Annotated in this window: 10 protein-coding genes; 6 read left to right on the forward strand and 4 right to left on the reverse strand. The window is 50.1% G+C overall.

The features are described from left to right. The first annotated feature begins 1 nt into the window (after nt 1). The 3 genes from NI21_RS0109080 to NI21_RS0109090 all read left to right on the forward strand — a co-directional run bounded on the left by NI21_RS0109080 (nt 2) and on the right by NI21_RS0109090 (nt 7,813). A complete protein-coding gene (locus NI21_RS0109080; RefSeq protein ID WP_081958028.1) occupies nt 2–1,075 on the forward strand; it encodes a sulfurtransferase in 1,074 nt (357 codons plus the stop codon). A 5-nt stretch (nt 1,076–1,080) separates the two neighbouring features. Then, complete coding sequence (locus tag NI21_RS0109085; protein ID WP_033125921.1) at nt 1,081–2,244, forward strand: glycosyltransferase; 1,164 nt, start codon at nt 1,081–1,083, stop codon at nt 2,242–2,244. Between the two features lie 316 nt (nt 2,245–2,560). Next, nucleotides 2,561–7,813: a leucine-rich repeat domain-containing protein gene (locus NI21_RS0109090; RefSeq protein ID WP_033125922.1), complete on the forward strand. Its 5,253-nt coding sequence runs from the start codon at nt 2,561–2,563 to the stop codon at nt 7,811–7,813. Here the strand turns inward: NI21_RS0109090 and NI21_RS0109095 are convergent. Both NI21_RS0109095 and glgB read right to left on the reverse strand, forming a co-directional pair. Next, complete coding sequence (locus tag NI21_RS0109095; RefSeq protein ID WP_033125923.1) at nt 7,788–8,045, reverse strand: helix-turn-helix domain-containing protein; 258 nt, start codon at nt 8,043–8,045, stop codon at nt 7,788–7,790. The two genes, NI21_RS0109090 and NI21_RS0109095, sit on opposite strands and share 26 nt — an antisense overlap. A 25-nt stretch (nt 8,046–8,070) precedes the next feature. Next, nucleotides 8,071–9,858: a 1,4-alpha-glucan branching protein GlgB gene (gene glgB, locus NI21_RS0109100; RefSeq protein WP_033125924.1), complete on the reverse strand. Its 1,788-nt coding sequence runs from the start codon at nt 9,856–9,858 to the stop codon at nt 8,071–8,073. 167 nt (nt 9,859–10,025) lie between these two features. On the opposite strand from glgB, the gene NI21_RS0109105 reads away from it, so the two are divergent. Next, nucleotides 10,026–10,559, forward strand: a complete 534-nt coding sequence (locus tag NI21_RS0109105; protein ID WP_033125925.1) for a TetR/AcrR family transcriptional regulator — start codon at nt 10,026–10,028, stop codon at nt 10,557–10,559. A gap of 54 nt (nt 10,560–10,613) precedes the next feature. On the opposite strand, the gene NI21_RS0109110 is transcribed toward NI21_RS0109105, so the two are convergent. Beyond that, the gene (locus NI21_RS0109110) at nt 10,614–11,678 is read right to left on the reverse strand and encodes a VanZ family protein (protein ID WP_033125926.1); all 1,065 of its coding nucleotides are present in this window, start codon (nt 11,676–11,678) and stop codon (nt 10,614–10,616) included. A gap of 154 nt (nt 11,679–11,832) precedes the next feature. Further along, nucleotides 11,833–12,801, reverse strand: a complete 969-nt coding sequence (locus tag NI21_RS0109115; protein ID WP_033125927.1) for a LysR family transcriptional regulator — start codon at nt 12,799–12,801, stop codon at nt 11,833–11,835. Between the two features lie 155 nt (nt 12,802–12,956). On the opposite strand from NI21_RS0109115, the gene NI21_RS0109120 reads away from it, so the two are divergent. After that, entirely contained in the window at nt 12,957–14,468 is a 1,512-nt protein-coding gene (locus NI21_RS0109120) for a UxaA family hydrolase (RefSeq protein WP_242842835.1), read from the forward strand. 12 nt (nt 14,469–14,480) lie between these two features. Continuing rightward, the gene (locus NI21_RS0109125) at nt 14,481–15,749 is read left to right on the forward strand and encodes an SLC13 family permease (RefSeq protein ID WP_033125928.1); all 1,269 of its coding nucleotides are present in this window, start codon (nt 14,481–14,483) and stop codon (nt 15,747–15,749) included. The last annotated feature ends 110 nt before the right edge of the window (nt 15,750–15,859 follow it).

Here is a 15,859-nt window from a genome sequence, read left to right on the forward strand (position 1 = left end):
TATGAAAAGTATTGTCATAGAAGGAGTGCGTTGCAAATATGCAGACAGGGTGTTGAGGGAGAGAGGAATAATAGTGAGTTTTAGAAAAAAAGTTTTGGTATTATGTTTGACGGCGGTATTGGCTGTGATAACGGGCTGTAGTGGGAACGATGCAGACGATCCTGTTCCGGCTGTGACTGACAAAATAGATGATGATGTGCAGTATAAACAGAAAGAGGATAAGGTGGAAGAGGAAGAAACCATACCTGACGACGGACATTTTCATGGAGAATATGTGGTTACCGGTGATTATGCTAAAGATCGAATAGGTGCAGAAGACGCCCTCTTTATCGATGCGAGAGGGTGGCAGAAGGCAGTCCTTGGCACACTGAAAGGTGCTATAGCCACGACCTGGCAGGATCTCTGTACGTGTCAGGAGGGACAGGCCGGTGATGCGGGCTGGGGAAAGATTCCTGCGCCGGATGATCTGGAGAAAAGATTGGGAGAGCTTGGGATCACAAAAGATAAAGAGATCATTGTATTTGCCGATACTGTGGACGGATGGGGGGATGATGCCCGCCTCGTGTGGGAATTTCTGGCAGCAGGCTTTGCGGACGTCAAAATGATAGACGGGGGTTATGCAGCGGCAAAAGCTGCGGGAGCAGAGACACAGCTGTTCGCCTCCGGCACCGAGCCAGGAGAAGTTACAGTTGACAAAATTGACAACACACATGTAATGACAACAGAGGAGCTGCAGGAAAACTATGATGATTATACAATCGTGGATGTGAGGACAGACGAGGAATATAATGGCGCAATTCTGTACAATGAGGCACAGGGCGGCCATCTTCCGGGAGCCATCCATGTCCGGTATACAGATCTGTTTCAGGAAGACGGGACACTGAAGCCCAATCAAGAGCTGATCGAAATGTTTGAGAGTGCCGGTGTAGATAAGGATGATAAGGTTGTTACGTACTGCACAGGGGGCATTCGTTCAGCGTACACCCAACTGGTCCTTGAAATGTGTGGATACGAGAACACATGGAATTATGACCAGTCTTTCTGGCGCTGGTCGGTAGTTGGAGAAGTGGAGTAGGCAAAATGGTCAGTATATTGATGTGTACATATAACAGAGAACAATATCTGAAGCGTGCGATCGACAGTGTGATAGCGCAGACATATACAGAGTGGGAACTGATCATTGTGGATGACGGATCGACGGACAACACGGAGCAACTCGTGGCTTTCTATCCGGATCCAAGGATCCGCTATATAAAGATGGATAAAAATCGTTTTTACTGTTATGCCGCCAATTATGGCCTTCAGAATTGCAGAGGCGATTACGTGGCATTCCAGAACAGTGATGATGAATGGCTGCCGGACAAACTGGAAAAACAGATGAGGTTTATGGAGGAGCATACAGAGGCTGGCGCTTGTTTTACAGAAGTTACTTTAATCGACAATGAGGGGAATGATCTGTCTGAGCGGTGTCTACCCATGGAAAAACTGTTTGAAAACCATTATGAAGATCAGAAAGACTGGATGCATTTTTTTCTGCATAAGGGGAACTGTGTGTGCCATCCATCTGCACTTGTACGAAAAAAAGTCATGGATGAGGTGGGTGGTTTTAACCTGATGTACTGCCAGCTTGCTGATTTTGATCTCTGGGTGCGTATTGTCACTGAACATCCTATATATGTTCTGCCGGAAAAACTGATACGGTTCCGGTGGGATATAAATAAGCAGGAACAGGTAAGCAGCGCGACAGAAAAGAACTTGATCCGCTCTTTTAACGAGCAGATGCTGATCCGAAAGCAGATGATAGATCGCCTGAGCGACGAACAGATGCTGCTGTTCTTTAAATCGGAATTTCAGAAGAAAACTTCTTCATCTCATCTTGAACTGGAATTTGAAAAAGCGTTTCTTTTAATGCACTGCATAGATGACTCCCCAGAAATGAGGCTTCCAGGCATAAATAAGTTAGAGGAAGTTTTGAAAATAGAGGGGGCTGTTGAAGTCCTGGAGAGGCATTTTGATCTTACCTTGCAGGAAATTTATTCCTGGAATCGGGGCCACTGGTATACAGATTTTATATTGGAACAGAAAATATCCGAGGCAAAGAGGCAGCTGGCTGCTTATCAGGAAAAAGTAAACATGCAGGAATATCTGATAGATCAATACCGGAATTCAAGCAGCTGGAGATATACGGAACCATTCAGGCGCGTAGGAAGAATGGTTCGGCGTATAGTCAAGAAAACAAAATAATGTAAGGATAAATCTTCGTCGATTTCCGTTTTGTGGCACCCGGCTATAAGCGGAAGTTGACGAAGATTTTTTTGTAAACGGCCGTACTTTTTAGAGCCGGACCAAATTAAAATGGTTTTTCTTTTTTGAGAAAATATTTATAGAAAAAAGAAATAAATAAGAATTACTTATAGAAATGAAAGATTTCAAACTTATCTGAATATCTGGTATTCTCAAACTAAGAAATTCTGAAAATAAAGCGTAAATTTTTTCGTTGGAGAGGGGGAAATGATAAAAATTCAGAATTTTTATTGATGGGTCATTAGGAGGAAATTAAATGAAAAGAAAAAAACTAGCAGGTGGGATTTTAGCCGTGATTTTGTCGATATCTATGGCGATGCCGGCATTTGCAGCTGATATTCCAGGAGAGGAAACGACGCTGTCTTCTGATAACATATTGGAGACGACGGATGCCAATGAGATATTAGAAGATGAGCCAAATAGTACTGATATTGAGGATAATACGCCTGAAGAGGAGATGACTGTAGATAATTCGGGTCAGCCAGAAGAAGACACAAAGGCAGAGGAATCAGGTGATGATACAGAACAGCCGGAAGTTATTTTAGGAAATAAAGGGAAGACAGTTGAGAAACAAAGCGCTAATGAAACAGTTCAGGCGGATACGAATGTTGAAAATAGCGTATGGACAACAGAAGACTTTACTTACACAACAATGGAACAGACGTTAAATGGATGTGATTACACAAGAGAATTTACAATTAAAGGCCGGGCCATTGCCGGCTTCTCCGAATATGGCGAGGAAAAAGTAAAAACAAATAAAAATCTTGTGCTTCCATCTACGGACGATAATGGGGAGACTCTCGTAGGAGTTGCCAGCAATGCGTTTAAGAATATGGGACTTGAAACGGTAGAATTTCCTACAGGTATGATGGTGGATTACAATGATACGGTCACTCATGTGGTGACCAGACGGGGAAATTTTGTCATCGGATCGTCTGCGTTTTATGGAAATAACCTCACCTCGGTGTATCTCCCTGAAGGTGTGATCGCAGTTATGTCCATGGCATTTTCAAGCAATCAGCTGAAGAGTGTGACATTGCCTCACACGATCTGGTGGATTGAAAATCAGTCGTTTGCTAAGAATCAGCTTACAACGGTTGGTTTTCCAAAGACATGTGATTTTCAGTTACAGATTCATGCCATGGCATTCGCCCAGAACAATATTCAATCTGTACGTCTGCCCGACTATACGGAGGTAGTAGATAAGAGAGCGTTCTACTGGAATCCGGGTATGGAAGACTGCCCGGCGGATGCGCCTGAAAATGAAGGGGCCAAGTTTGGCGGCGTTGTGTATATGTACACGGACAATCCGAATCTTGTGAATATGGAAAGAATACACCATATTGACAGGACAGCACCTTCCCAGAAGTCCTATCATCAGCGTCTGATCGTAGGGGAAGACCCAAATGCGAACCAGACATGGAGCCTTGATGATTTCACTATTGAAGGGACAACGATTACAGGACTGTCACCTTCAGGAGTAGGGAAGAGAGCGGTGAATAAAAATCTTGTTCTCCCTGACAGGAATGCATCAGGAGAGTATATAACAGAGCTGGCAGATACCACAAATGATACGGGACTCTTCGCAGCAGAAGGCGAGCAGTTTGAATCCGTAGTACTTCCTTGCTATTTGGAACGCATTGGCAACAGGGCTTTTTGCAACAGCGGTATCCAGAGAATAGAATTTCCGCTGACCTTAAAAGAAATCGGTATTGCCGCATTTCAGAGAAATAAACTGACCAGTGTAATTCTTCCAGACAGCGTAGTGACATTGGGAGGAGGTGCATTTGGCACTAATCCTCAGCTGGAGCAGATCATCCTTTCCAGAGGCTTGACAGAGATACCAGCCGGCGCATTCGGATGTAGCACGGCAGACGAGTGGATGGCTGGACTTACACAGATTGAGATACCTGAAGGAATTACCGTCATCGGGAACAATGCATTTGCCGGTAACAATTTTACTCAGATTAATATCCCGTCTACGGTTAAGGAAATTGGAAACTATGCTTTCTCTACAAAAAACTATTTGAAAGATACTGTGTGTACAGTCACTCTTCCGGAGGGCCTGGAAAAGATAGGCTCCTATGCGTTCAGGAATAAGATCGTAGAGATCCTGGATCTTCCGGAGACAGTGAAGGCCTTTCCCGCGAATGTGTTTACGAGAGAGTATTCGGACTCCACGCAGGCAATGGTGACTTTGGTCTATGTGAATGAGTCACAGATTTCGGATAAGACGAATTTCCCGGATTCAGAATATCACAAGTTTGTTCTCAGGGATGACCCGTCCGACACGGTGTGGAGTGCTTATGATTTTACATATGGAGAGGTTACTCCGAAGAAGCTGTATGATGTGGCCATGACAGAAGAGGTGGAGGTATCCGGCTGGGGAGTGACCGGCTTCACAGAAAATGGCCTGAAGAAACTGGGACGAAACCCGGAACTTATCATTCCGGAAAAAGATCCGGAGGGACGGCAGGTGACTGCTATAGCTGACAATGCATTTAAATATGATGCGGATACTATGCCGCAGAAGATTGCTTCTGTTACATTCCCACAGAATGTAAAAGCTGCATATGAGGGCCGGCTGTCCGATAAGAATGAAAGAGGAAACTTTCTGATTATGGGTATGGCTTTCTACGGCCAGGGATTGAAAGAGATAACACTGCCGGAAGGCGTTCTCCTTGTCGGGAGACAGGCATTTGCCAAAAATGAACTGACACATGTGACGTTGCCAGAGACTGTCTGGTGGATTGAGCAGGGAGCCTTTATTCAGAATCAGATTACAATAGTGGACTTCCCTGCGACATGCGATTTTAAGATGAATATAGATGCGCAGGCATTTGCAATCAATCAGATTGTATCCGTTGCACTTCCTGACAGGACGGAAAAAGTCAATAAATGGGCCTTTTTACAGAATACAGGAAAAGAGCCAGTGACTGAGGGCTCATCTGCGGAGAAGAAGGGCGGTATCGTCTATATGTATGGGGATGAGGTACTGAATTCAGAGGCTCAGATCGCCCACATTGACAATACGGGGAACAAATCCAATGTACAGAAACTGGTAATTGGTGTACAGGATCCGGCTGAACAGCCCTGGAACACGATCCATTTCACTTACGAGGGTACAAAAGTTACCGGACTCTCCGAGGCTGGACAGGCCAAGCGTACAGTGGACCAGAACCTGAGAATACCGGATCTGACGCCGAACGGAGAATATGTGACGGAGATTGGAAACGGAGGAGCTTATGGAACCTTTGGAGCAGAAGGAGAGACCTTCGAAAACGTGACGCTTCCGTCGCGGCTGCAGGTAATCGGAAATAGTGCATTTGCGCAGAATACTATGACGAAACTGGATTTGCCATCTACACTGACAACAATTGGAAGTGCAGCTTTCCGGGCATCTGGCTTGACAGAAATAGTTTTGCCTGACAGTGTGACAGAAGTAGGGGCAGGTGCTTTTGCAACATGCACTGATCTGGAAAAAGTGACTCTTTCTAAAAATATGACACAGATTGAACAGTCCGTGTTTGCGATGACTGCGGTAAAAGAAGTCAGCATTCCGGAAGGAGTCACAGAAATTGGGAGAATGGCATTTAACGGGGCACCGGTGGAATCTCTGGTGATTCCAAACACAGTGACAGAAATCGGTGCAAATGCTTTTGCAACGAATCGGCTGACAGAACTTACAATACCTGGAAGCGTAAAGAGTATTGGATCCAGCGCATTTTCACAATATTCTGAGCAGTCACCTTCCTCCCTTAAGACGCTGGTTTTAGGAGAGGGCCTGGAAGAAATCGGAAGAACCGCTTTTCGAAAATGTGCGCTGACAACTGTGGAAATTCCCTCTACGTTGGTTTCTCTTGCTGAGAATACTTTCCAGGACGGAGCAGCGGGACAGGTTATCCTGTACTCGAAGAATCCGGCACATTTGCAGAAGACAGATACATTCATCCCGGAGAGCGAAGGACATAAAGTAGTATACAGTAATCTGATCGGCACAGGGTGGTCCTATGATGACTTTACATTTGACGGATCTGTGCTGACAGGTTGGTCAGACAAAGGAAATGTGACGAGAAAAGAAGTAAAAAATCTTGTACTTCCAGAGATAAATCCTGAGACAGGAGAGGCTGTGACAGAGATAGGAGAAAATGCGTTCAAAATCCCGGATGATGAGATTGAGCAGCTGAAAGACAGTGTTTATTCGCCAAACGGGATGGAGACAGTGTCAATTCCAGAGACTGTCACAAAGATTGGAAAGAAGGCCTTTGAATACAACAATTTTGTGGAAATGGGATTTGGCGCTGCTGTTACAGACATTGGAGAAAGTGCGTTCCATGGAAATAAACTGACAAAAGTTGTTATCCCAGATACGGTGACTGCTTTGGGAGCGGGTGCCTTTTCCGAGAATAATATCATAGATCTTACGTTATCAAGGAATGTCACCGTAATACCGCAGGGAGCCTTTTCGATGAATATTCGTCTGGAGCAGGTGACGATTCCGGATACAGTAACAGAAATCGGTGAAATGGCCTTTGCGGGCGCACGTCTGACAAGTCTGGAGATTCCGGCTTCCGTGGAAAAGATAGGAAGAAGGGCTTTCCATCTTCACCATTTGACAGAGCTGACAGTTCCTGGAAGTGTCAAGGAAATCGGAGAGTCTGCTTTCGAGGGAACTTTCAAGGCTATCACTTTGAGGAACCTTACTCTGGAAGAGGGGGTTGAGAAGATTGGGAAATATGCGTTTAAGGAAGGATATCTGGAGAGCGTGCAGCTCCCATCCAGCCTCAAGGAAATGGGGGAAGAACCATTTTACGGGAACAGTGGTACCAATGGAGACCATATCGTAGTGTGCTATACAATGAATCCGGAACATCTAAAATTTGGAAACTCAGGTTCTCACCGCATTGTATATCAGGGACAATGGGGAACAGACTGTTTTACTTATGAGGGGACAACTGTTACTGGCCTGACAGATAAAGGAAGAGAAGTGTTGCAAGTATATCCTTATATGGTGATCCCGTCGCAGACACCGGAAGGAACTGATGTGGCAGAAATCGCACCTGGGGCATTTAAAGGATGTGGAATTACAGGGGTTGTACTTCCGGAAAAACTCCAGAAGATCGGCGAGGGAGCTTTTGCTGGAAATGCCCTGACGTCGATCAACATTCCGGATGGGGTGACTATTATTGAAGAGGATGCATTTGCCGATAACGGTGTGATCGTAAAACTCATTGTAACTGACAAAGACTGCTATGAGCGTTTAAAAAATATCGTGCTGGAAGGAGCACAGATTGTGTTTGAAGAACAGCCGGAGCAGAAACCGGGTGGAGGCAGTGGAGATGGACAGTCTTCGTCTTCCGGAAATGGAGCGGAAACAGCTTCTGATCAAAAAGGAGCTAAAGCTGTGAGAACAGGTGACACCCAATCCGCAATTGCGGTAATGACAGTTATGGTAGCTGCGCTTGTGGTTATTGCAGTCAGCGCTAAAAGAAAAAAAGAGAACAAGTAATAAAGTAACAGAGGGGCATGCCATCATGGCAGCCCCTTTTGCTGTACTTTTTATCTCCTCTCCGCACCGCCGAGGGCGTCGTCCCGTAGAGCTCCCTGAAGGTGCGGTTGAAGAGCTTCTGATTGGTAAATCCGTTTTTTTCCATGATGTAGGAGATGGGCTCCTCTGTGTTCACCAGGTCCTGGTAGACGTGGGCGACGCGTACCTCGTTCAGGTACCGGAGGAAGGACATCCCTCTTTTCGTGCACGGATCTGTGCTATTTTACCAGAAAATACTGTGCCGAGTAGGCCTCCAGTTCTATCCGGAAGACGTGATCCTCTTCCGCCAGGGGCGTTTCCTGCTTCCGGCGGGAGCCCCCGTATGGTTCCAGATCGCTGGAAAACGCAGGCTTTAGCTCCCTGGCTCCGGGCACCTTCAGATCAAAATCCACCCAGGCTTTATCGGAAAAATTGAAGACGGCCACAAGGCGTTCCCTTTGGCTTCTGCGCTCAAAGGCGTAGACGCATTTCTCCTCCTCGTGGCAGTCCAGCCACCGGAAGCCTTCTGCATCATAGTCCAGCTCCCAGAGGGAGGCATAGGACAGGTAAAAGTGGTTCAGATCCCGCATGAAATGGTAAAAGCCATCGTGGATGGGATAGGTCAGCAGATCCCAGTCCTGCTCCCGCTTTTCGTCCCACTCCCGGAGCTGTCCGATTTCATTTCCCATAAAGTTCAGCTTTTTCCCGGGATGGGCATACATGTACATGTAGAAGGCTCTGGCCTGGGGGAATTTCCCGTCGTAGTCCCCGTACATCTTCTGGAGGATGGTGGCCTTCCCGTGGACCACCTCGTCGTGCGACAGGGGGAGAAGGTACCGCTCCTGACCGTAGTAGGCCATGGAGAAGGTGAGCCTGTGGTAATCCCGCACCCTGGAGGCGGGATCTGTGCGGAAGTAGTCCAGGGTGTCGTTCATCCAGCCCATGTCCCACTTATAGTCAAAGCCAAGGCCGCCCTGGTCGGCCGGCTTCGTGATGTCCGGGAAGGAGGTGGAGTCCTCCGCCGACAGGATGGCGTCAGGGAAGAACTTTTTCAGTCCCTGGTTCATGTACTTAAGAAATCCCACCGCGTTCTGGTTCACGCCCCGCTCCGGCTGTCCCTGCCAGTAGATGGCCCGGCTGATGGCATCCATCCGAAGACCGTCTATGTGAAATTCGGAGAGCCAGTAGAAGGCCGCTGACTGGAGAAAGCTTCGGACCTCTCCCCGGGAGTGCATGAAATTGCAGCTTCCCCACTCGCTCTGCCCCACGGCGGAGTGGGGATACTCGTAGAGGGCTGTGCCGTCATAGTGGGCCAGTGCATAGTCGTCAACAGCAAAGTGGACTGGCACAAAGTCCAGGATCACGCCGATGCCGTTCTGATGGCAGGCGTTGACAAAGTATTTGAGCTGGTCGGCTGTGCCGTACCGGGAGGTGGGAGCGAAAAATCCGGTTCCCTGATATCCCCAGGACTCGTCGCTGGGGTATTCGGCCAGGGGCATGATCTCCAGATAATTGTAGCCTGTCTTTTTCAGCCAGGGGATCAGGATATCGGCCATCTGCTCATAGGTATACCAGTCGTCCGGCTCCCCGGAGGGCTTCCTGAAGGAGCCGAAGTGGATCTCATAGATGTTCAGAGGCTTGTCCGTACAGTCGGACCGCTTCTTCATCCAGGCCTGATCCCGGAAACGGAAGCTGTCCCGGCTGCGAATGATGGAGGCGGTGTTGGGACGCAGCTCCATGCCGTACCCGTAGGGATCGCAGTGGTCGATGCAGCGGCCGTCGCCGCCGTAGATCCGGTATTTGTACATCATGCCCGGCAGCGCCTTCTCCATGTGAACCTCCCAGAAATTTCCGTCATGTACCTTCTCCATTGGCGTCTCCTGCCAGTCGTTAAATTCCCCGATGAGGGAGACTCGCGAGGCAGAGGGAGCAAAGGTGCGGAAGGTGGTTCCGTCCTTCTGTGCGTGGGCCCCCAGATATTCGTAGGCGTCAAAAATTTTCCCTGTATAAAATCCATAAAAATCCATAGCTATCCTCCGTAAATCATGCGCATAGATAATAGACACAAGTCGTTTTATATCCTATAATTATCACAGGTCACAGAGGGATGTCCACCGACAATAAACCGAATATGTCGGAAAACCAACCCTTTTGAAAAATGGTCGGTTAAAAGCGGCAGGTATGGGAGGATATTATGGATTTAAGAATAGAAAAGACGGAGAGGGCGATCCGAAACGCCTTTATGGAGCTGCGGGCCAGGATGCCTCTGGAGAAGATCAGGGTCAGGGAGCTGTGCGCGGCGGCCTGCATCAACAAATCAACCTTTTATGCCCATTACACGGACATTTACGCCCTGTCCGAGACGCTGGAAAAGGAGACCGTGGCCTCCATTGTGAGCAGCATCCCGGATCTGAAGGGACACTCCGCAGAGAACCCGGACGTGTTTACAAGGGCCCTCTGCCTTGCCTTTCTGTCCAATATTTCTCTTATAAAAATCCTGTTTTCAGGGAAGGAGCAGAGCCGGTTTGGCGTGCAGCTGGAGGGGGAGCTGAAGAAGGTGATCTACAGGAAATACCCGGAGTATGAGAGGGATCCGGAGAAGGATATTCTCCTGTCCTACTGCATCCAGGGGACCTACCACGCCTATCTGAACAATCCGTCTGTAGATACGGAAAGCTTTGTCCGGGTGGTGGAGCAGATCGTGAGGTGCCTGAAGCCCATGTTCTAGGGGAGAGCTGCTCTGACAGCGAGCGGCCAATGCCTGGAGATGCCGCCCTGCCGATTACGGATCCTCACAGGGCACGGTGCTCACATTTTTCGTCCGGGACAGCCTCTCGTAGAACAGCTCCCGGTGCCGGACAGCCAGGATGGCTGTCCACAGCAGATAGAAAAACCAGACAAGAAAGGTGGGAAGGGACAGAAGCGGGGGCAACGCGAAGAGATAGGCCAGCAGGCTGCCACAGCGGAGGGCATACTGATACCATTTCGGGCGAGCCCCGTCTGTCCCCGCGATGCGCATCCTCAGGATGAGCTTCCCCAGCGTTCGTCCCCCTGTCAGGGTGGGGACAAGGGTGTAGTAGAGAAAGGCGAGGAGCAGAGAAAGCCGGCTGTCCTTTGCCCATTCCTCCTGGATCAGCGCAAGGAGTACACTGTTTACAATAAAGATGAGAAAAAGGTCAAAGCAAAGGGCCAGCAGGCGTCGGGTCAGGGAGATCTCCTGGCCCCTGCGCAGGCTGGCTTTGTCCATGTTCTCCCGGGAGGGGAGAAGCCGCATGAGGGCAGGCGCGCACAGGTATCCGGCAGCGCCGCCCAGGGTGTTGCTCATCAGGTCGTCTACGTCAAAGAGCCTGTATCCTCTGGGATAGATAAAATACAGGCCGCTGAGCTGAGTCAGCTCAAAGAACAGGGACAGGAGGAAGGAGAAGAGGAGAGTCCTCTTAAAGCTGCACCGAAAGTAGTACCTCAGATAGATGCCAAAGGGCATGACCATGAGGAAGTTGTAAAACACCTGGAAAAAGGCGGCGTTTTTGACAAGAGAGAGCCAGGTGGACGGATCCCCCAGGCGGAAGGAGGACTCCTTAAAAATGTCCCGTATGAACATAAAGGGAACCGGCTGCACCCGGGGCCCTGTCATCTGCGCCACCTCGTGGATGGAGGGGAGGGGCAGGATGACAAGGAAGTAGACGCACAGCAGGTACAGGATGAAGGAGTACACCACAAGGATGCGGAAGCTGAGCACGGAGCCGTACTTCCGGTAGTTGTAGATGATGTATGGAAAGGTAAATAAAAAGGCGATAAAGGGAAAGGCGATCACAGCCGTCAGTATGATGTGTACATAGGAACCCATAAGCATTTCCTCCGTGTGTTTTCTTTTACGGGTCGTATTGTAGCACATCATGGCGAAGAATTTGTGAAAATGACAGAAATGTAAGGTAAATGTAATGTGGGAAGTGCTGGAAAGGGACCGCGGGCATACAGCCCCTGCGGTTCCTCCCGCTTTTTTATCTCTCCGGCTCTCTGTCCGGAATATTCATCCCGTACCATTCGCGGAACAGCTCCTCAAAGGCCTTCATGGCGTTTGAGACATAGTGCCGCCCGGACATGGCTATATCGAAGACGCGGATCGTGCCGGGGGAGCTGATCTTGTAGAACAGGACCTTGTCGGTCCGGGAGGTGACGAGAAAATCGCTGATAAAGGCGGCGCCCATACCTGCGCAGGAGAGGTGCCAGGCGGTGACCAGCTGGGATACCTGGAGGCGGATATCCGGTGTCACGCCGGCCTCCTCGAAGAAACGGCTGCTCCGGCTGTAGAGATTGTTGCCGGGAGTCAGAAGGATGAAGGGAGTGTCGGCAAATTCTGCCATTGAAACGCCGGGCGTCCCGAAGAGCTGGTGCTTTTTCTCCAGGATGTCATCGGAGGTGAAGGCGCAGTCAGCCAGACGACGGTTGACCGGAAAATCCGCTGGGACGGCCAGAAGGATCATGTCGATAAAGCAGGGGGCTCTCCGGAATGAGTCGTTTGGCTTTTCGGTGCAGTTGAAGGTGATGTCAATGTCGTGGTCGTAGAGCATTTGCAGAAGATCGCTGGATCCGGCTTCTGTCAGTTCCAGGCGCACTTTCGGGTATTCCCGGGCAAAGGCGGCCAGAACGGGAGGGAGAACGTAGGAGTTGATGTAGTGGGAGCCGCCGATCCGCAGCGTCCCCGCCTGCAAAGTAGACAGATCATTGATCTGTTGCTCCAGCTCGTTTTCCAGGTTTTCGATCTCCACGTATTTCCGGATGTACAGCTCCCCGGCGGCGGTCAGCTTCAGAGGCTTGCAGGTGCGGTCAAAGAGGGGCATGCCAACCTTCGCCTCCACCCGCTGGACCGCAAGGCTCAGGGCGGGCTGAGTCATAAATAGCGCGCTTGCGGCTTTGGAAAAGCTGGCGTGTTTGTAGACTGTGTAAATGTATTTCATCTCCTGTTCCATGACTTCCTCCTGTATAAATTTGATTAATACTAATATATATTTTATAAAATTGATTATATAGATTTTCCGTGTTACTGTAAAGATACAAAAAGAAAAACAATCTGCGAAAGCCGGCAAAGAGCAGTTGGGAACAGGAAAAAGAGGAGGATATTTTTATGGAAATTAATGCGCTGATGATGGATCCCACGGACAATGTAGTTACCTGTGTCAGTGAGGTGGGAAAAGGAGAGAAGATCGTCTACAGAAAAGGCGGAGAGGTCTGTACAGTCACGGCTCTTGAGCCCATTCCCTACTGCCATAAGGCTGCGGTCGCAGATATCGCGAAGGGAGGGCAGGTTATCAAATACGGGGAGAGCCTTGGAGAGACCTCCTGTGAGATCAGGACAGGCGGCTGGGTAGCTGACCACAATCTGTTCAGCGTTCCCAGGGATTACGACAGCGAGCTGGCGGGGAATGACTTTGAGATGTGTGCCAGACAGTCAGAGGGGGCGCCGGACATGAAGGGATTTCAGTTCTGGGGCTACCGCAGGGCGGAGGGACGTCCCGGCATCCGAAATCACGTGCTGATCCTTCCTACCTGCGCCTGCGGAAGCGAGAGCTGCAGGGTTGTGGCCAGTCAGGTGAGGGGAGCGGTGAACATCGTGTTCAACACGGGCTGCTCCGACGTGGAGGCCAACACAGCCATGAGCCAGAAGGTGTTGACCGGATTTGCCTGCAATCCGAACGTGTACGGCGTGGTCATCATCGGACTGGGATGCGAGACAGTGCCCCATGATAAGCTGAGGGAAAAGATCCAATCCATGACAAGCAAGCCGGGGGTGTCTTTTGGAATACAGGAGGAAGGGGGCACGCTGAAGACCATTGAGAAGGCTGTGAGGGCTGCCAGGGATATGGCTGCAGAGGCGGCTATGCAGCAGAAGGAGCTGTTCGATGTGTCTGAATTTTTCCTGGGTATAGAGTGCGGAGGCTCGGATGCCACGTCCGGGATTGCCAGCAACCCGGCGGTGGGAGAGCTGAGCGATATCCTGGTAGACATGGGGGCTACCTCCATGATGAGCGAGTCCATCGAGTGGATCGGCGGTGAGCACGTGGTGGCTAAGCGGGCGGCAGACCGCAGGATCCACGACCAGGTCATCGATGTATGCCGCAGATATGAGGAGCATCTGGCGGCGGCCGGCCAGGACTGCCGGGCAGGGCAGCCTACGCCGGGCAACAAGGCCGGGGGTCTGTCCACGCTGGATGAAAAGAGTCTCGGATGTATCCGCAAGGGCGGGACAAGGCCCATCGTGGAGGTGCTGGAGCAGGCGGAGCGCCCCACCAAACGCGGAGCTATTATCATGGACACGGCGGGCTACGACATTTCCTCTGTAACCTCTATGGTGGCAGCAGGCTGCCAGGCTGTGATCTTTACCACAGGCCGGGGAACGCCCACAGGCAACGCCATCGTCCCTGTGCTGAAGGTGACGGCCAACAGGCGGACATTTGAGAAGATGGAGGACAATATGGATATCGATCTGAGTCCCATTGTGAGCGGGGAGAAGACCTACCAGGAAATGGGCCGGGAGATGGTGGGAACCATCAGGGATATCTGCAACGGAAAGATGACAAAGGCTGAGGCCTTCGGGTTCTCAGACATTGCTGTAGGCCATGTCTGCAGGTTTGTATAGGGAGGTGCGGTTATGTCTCAGGCAGCTATTACACTGATCATTCTTGTGGCGGCCATAGTCCTGTTTGTCATAGACAAACTGCCCATGGGGCTTGTGGCCTTCTGCGTCCCGCTGGCCCTCTATTTTACAGGGGTTATCGGGGCTGAAGAAATCTTTGCCAGCGTGGTCAATTCCAATGTACTCCTGATCCTTGGCATGTGTGTGGTTGGGGCGGCCTTTTTCAAGACAGGTCTGGCCTACACCACCAGCCAGATGATGCTGAAGCACACGAAAAGCCAGAGAGGGCTGATGCTGGTGGTCTTCCTTTTCTCTGGCGTCATGTCCGGCTTTGTGTCCAACAGCGGCACCGTGGCCATCCTTCTTCCCATTGTTATGGGGATCGCGGGGGGAGCGGGCATCAAGCCGATTAAGCTCCTGATCCCGCTTGTGGCAGGTGCCACCATTGGAGCGGACATCTCTATCATCGGGTCTCCGGGTAATCTGATTGCCAAGAATACGATAGAACAGTTCAGCGGAGGCACAATGACAGTGGGATTTTTCGAGTATGCCAAGATCGGAATTCCCATGCTGATCGCAGTGGGCGTGCTGTACTACTTCTTCGGGGACAAGCTGATCGCTGAGCGTGAGAGCGGCAGAAAGATAGAGGACAACCCGGACTACAGCCACATTCCTCAGTGGAAGAGGACGTTTACACTGGTTGTCATGATACTGACCATTGTGGGAATGGTACTGAAGGATTATCTGGACTTCCTGCCCCCGATCCATATTACCGCATGTCTGGGGGCCGCAGTGCTGGTGCTTGCGGGAGTGCTGACGGAGAAAGAGGCATTTGCCTCCTTTGAGATACTGACCGTGTTCATGCTGGCCTTCATGATGCCCCTTGGAGATGCTCTGAACAACACCGGAGCCGGCGAGATGATCGCAAATGCTGTGATCTCTCTGACGGGAAATGCCAGCCCCATTATCCTGATGGCAGCTCTCTGGATCCTGACATGGGGACTGACACAGGTGATGAGCAACACGGCTGCCTGCACCCTTCTGTGTCCTATTGCCTGGACTATTGCGGAAGCCCTCGGAGCAGATCCACGGGCGGTGGTTATCGCTGTGTTTATTGCCAGCAGCGTGGCGGTGTGCACACCCATGGCTATTCCTGCCAACTCCATGATCCTGGAGCCGGGAAATGTGAGATTTAAGGATTTCATCAAACCGGGCCTGGCAGTCAGCGCTGTGTGCTTTGTGGTCAGCATGGTACTCCTGCCTGTCTTCTATCCCTTCTATTAAAGATAAAGAATGGAAAATAAAGTCTGCAAATAAAAAGTCAAGCAGAAATTAATGAACTTTGAAAATTTTATACAGGTTGAAAAAAGAGTATCACAACAAGACCACCGCAG

The sequence above is a fragment of the Eubacterium sp. ER2 genome (assembly GCF_000765215.1).
GTDB lineage: Bacteria > Bacillota > Clostridia > Lachnospirales > Lachnospiraceae > Claveliimonas > Claveliimonas intestinigallinarum.

Coding starts and splice junctions, on each gene's coding strand:
- NI21_RS0109080 (WP_081958028.1), top strand. CDS start 2: ATGAAAAGTATTGTCATAGAAGGAGTGCGTTGCAAATATGCAGACAGG.
- NI21_RS0109085 (WP_033125921.1), top strand. CDS start 1,081: ATGGTCAGTATATTGATGTGTACATATAACAGAGAACAATATCTGAAG.
- NI21_RS0109090 (WP_033125922.1), top strand. CDS start 2,561: ATGAAAAGAAAAAAACTAGCAGGTGGGATTTTAGCCGTGATTTTGTCG.
- NI21_RS0109095 (WP_033125923.1), bottom strand. CDS start 8,045: ATGTCCTTCCTCCGGTACCTGAACGAGGTACGCGTCGCCCACGTCTAC.
- glgB (WP_033125924.1), bottom strand. CDS start 9,858: ATGGATTTTTATGGATTTTATACAGGGAAAATTTTTGACGCCTACGAA.
- NI21_RS0109105 (WP_033125925.1), top strand. CDS start 10,026: ATGGATTTAAGAATAGAAAAGACGGAGAGGGCGATCCGAAACGCCTTT.
- NI21_RS0109110 (WP_033125926.1), bottom strand. CDS start 11,678: ATGGGTTCCTATGTACACATCATACTGACGGCTGTGATCGCCTTTCCC.
- NI21_RS0109115 (WP_033125927.1), bottom strand. CDS start 12,801: ATGGAACAGGAGATGAAATACATTTACACAGTCTACAAACACGCCAGC.
- NI21_RS0109120 (WP_242842835.1), top strand. CDS start 12,957: ATGGAAATTAATGCGCTGATGATGGATCCCACGGACAATGTAGTTACC.
- NI21_RS0109125 (WP_033125928.1), top strand. CDS start 14,481: ATGTCTCAGGCAGCTATTACACTGATCATTCTTGTGGCGGCCATAGTC.